At 55.6% G+C, this 1,503-nt stretch carries 4 protein-coding genes; 1 reads left to right on the top strand and 3 read right to left on the bottom strand.

Annotated features, from left to right (window positions below; all coding sequences use genetic code 11):
* Nucleotides 1-87, top strand: an 87-nt coding sequence (locus tag ACP5EL_RS10325; protein ID WP_428402426.1) for a TGS domain-containing protein, incomplete at its 5' end; no start/stop codon positions are given.
* A 21-nt stretch (nucleotides 88-108) separates the two neighbouring features.
* Here the strand turns inward: ACP5EL_RS10325 and ACP5EL_RS10320 are convergent.
* The 3 genes from ACP5EL_RS10320 to ACP5EL_RS10310 form a co-directional block, all read right to left on the bottom strand.
* Nucleotides 109-255 carry a hypothetical protein gene (locus ACP5EL_RS10320; RefSeq protein ID WP_428402425.1) on the bottom strand — a complete coding sequence of 49 codons (147 nt, stop codon included), beginning with the start codon at nucleotides 253-255 and terminating at the stop codon, nucleotides 109-111.
* A 21-nt stretch (nucleotides 256-276) separates the two neighbouring features.
* Nucleotides 277-1,074, bottom strand: coding sequence for an SDR family NAD(P)-dependent oxidoreductase (locus ACP5EL_RS10315; protein ID WP_428402424.1), 798 nt, complete (start codon nucleotides 1,072-1,074; stop codon nucleotides 277-279).
* 66 nt (nucleotides 1,075-1,140) lie between these two features.
* Nucleotides 1,141-1,440 carry a hypothetical protein gene (locus tag ACP5EL_RS10310; protein ID WP_428402423.1) on the bottom strand — a complete coding sequence of 100 codons (300 nt, stop codon included), beginning with the start codon at nucleotides 1,438-1,440 and terminating at the stop codon, nucleotides 1,141-1,143.
* Nucleotides 1,441-1,503 lie beyond the last annotated feature (63 nt).

The following is a 1,503-nucleotide window of genomic DNA, read 5'->3' as shown; positions in this document are numbered from 1 at the left end:
AGCGCCAAGTTCCCGGGCCAGTCGGTGGGGCTCGACCACGTCCTCGCCGACGAGGACGTTCTCACCATCGTCGTCAGGGGGAAGTGAACCGCGTTCAAAGTTTCACCTCTAGTTCTCTGTCATCGTCTGCAGCTTTCGACGCCGGTGCTGGTTCAGGACGTCCTTCATTATGTACTCTCGCCAGGTTCTGTCGCCTTTGGCCATCGATAGACGCTCGAAGTCCTCATCATCGAGGCAGATGGTGATATATCTCATAGATCTCCTCCCTAGATGAGATTATCTGGTGGTGTAGCCACCATCTATGATAAGCTCCGAGCCGGTCACGAACTTCGCCTCGTCTGAGACGAGGTAGAGGACGCCGTAGGCGATGTCCTCCGGCTCGCCTATGTGCCCTATGGGGTGCTGTGCGTCCAGCTCAGCTCTCAGATCCTCTGCAGGCACGCCGAGGGCACTGGACTGCCCTTCGAGGAAATCCTCGACCATCGGGGTCCAGATGAAGCCCGGATGGACTGAGTTCACCCTCACCTTGTCCTTGGCATAGAAGAGGGCGCCAGTCTTGGCCATGATCCTGTTGGCGGCCTTCGTCGCGTGGTAGGCGGGAACGTCCGAGGCACCGACGATTCCGTATATCGAGGATATGTAGACGATATTTCCTCCGCCACCCTTCTTCAGGTAGGGGATGGCGTACTTGGTGCAGAGGAAGGCCCCGGTGACGTTGACGTCGAAGACCCGCTCCCACTCTTCCCTTGTGTACTCGTGGATCGGCTTGTTGGGGCCGGAGATCCCGGCGTTGTTCACCAGGATGTCTATCCTGCCGTACCTCTCGTAGACGGCCCGCATCAGCTCCTCAACCCTCTCCTCGTCGGTCACGTCGAGATAGTGGTACTCTGCGGCCCCTCCATTGGATCGGATCTCCTCGGCGACCCTTTCACCCTCCTCCTCGGTCCTTCCGGTGATGATCGAGATCGCCCCTTCCCCAGCCAGAACCTTTGCTATCGCCTCGCCTATGCCGTAAGTAGAGCCGGTGACTATCGCCGTTCTTCCCTCTATTCGACCCCTGGATTTATGTTCCATATATCATTCACCAATTCCGACCCTCATCTGATCTGAGATCTTCTGCAGAACCAATCGGTCCGGTGCTCATTTCAGCTTCGACTTCGCATCTTCCATCGCTTTCCTTATATCGATAAGGGCCGCAGACATCCCCTCCTTGAACTCGGTCCAAGATGTATCGGTCGCCCTCTGCAGCTCTGCGAGCTTCTCCTGAGCTGTCTTCTGCTTATCCTGGAGCATCTCGATCTCTTCTTGGTATCGGTATTTGATCTCGCCCTCGGCCCGCTCAGCTTCCGCTTTCAGCTCGTCCAGCTCGGCGGACCACTCGTCCATCTTGGACTTCGTCTCCTCTACAAAGGACTCTTTTTCTGTCTGTTTCTCCGACATAAATTAGTCTTTGAAGTCTTTTATATGAATAGTTATCGGCATATCTGGAAGTATTTTTCGAAT

Source organism: Methanocrinis sp., assembly GCF_049974945.1.
GTDB lineage: Archaea > Halobacteriota > Methanosarcinia > Methanotrichales > Methanotrichaceae > Methanocrinis.
Note: the sequence above shows the minus strand (reverse complement) of the source record. Positions and strands in the feature narration are given on the sequence as shown.

Coding starts and splice junctions, on each gene's coding strand:
- ACP5EL_RS10320 (WP_428402425.1), bottom strand. CDS start 255: ATGAGATATATCACCATCTGCCTCGATGATGAGGACTTCGAGCGTCTA.
- ACP5EL_RS10315 (WP_428402424.1), bottom strand. CDS start 1,074: ATGGAACATAAATCCAGGGGTCGAATAGAGGGAAGAACGGCGATAGTC.
- ACP5EL_RS10310 (WP_428402423.1), bottom strand. CDS start 1,440: ATGTCGGAGAAACAGACAGAAAAAGAGTCCTTTGTAGAGGAGACGAAG.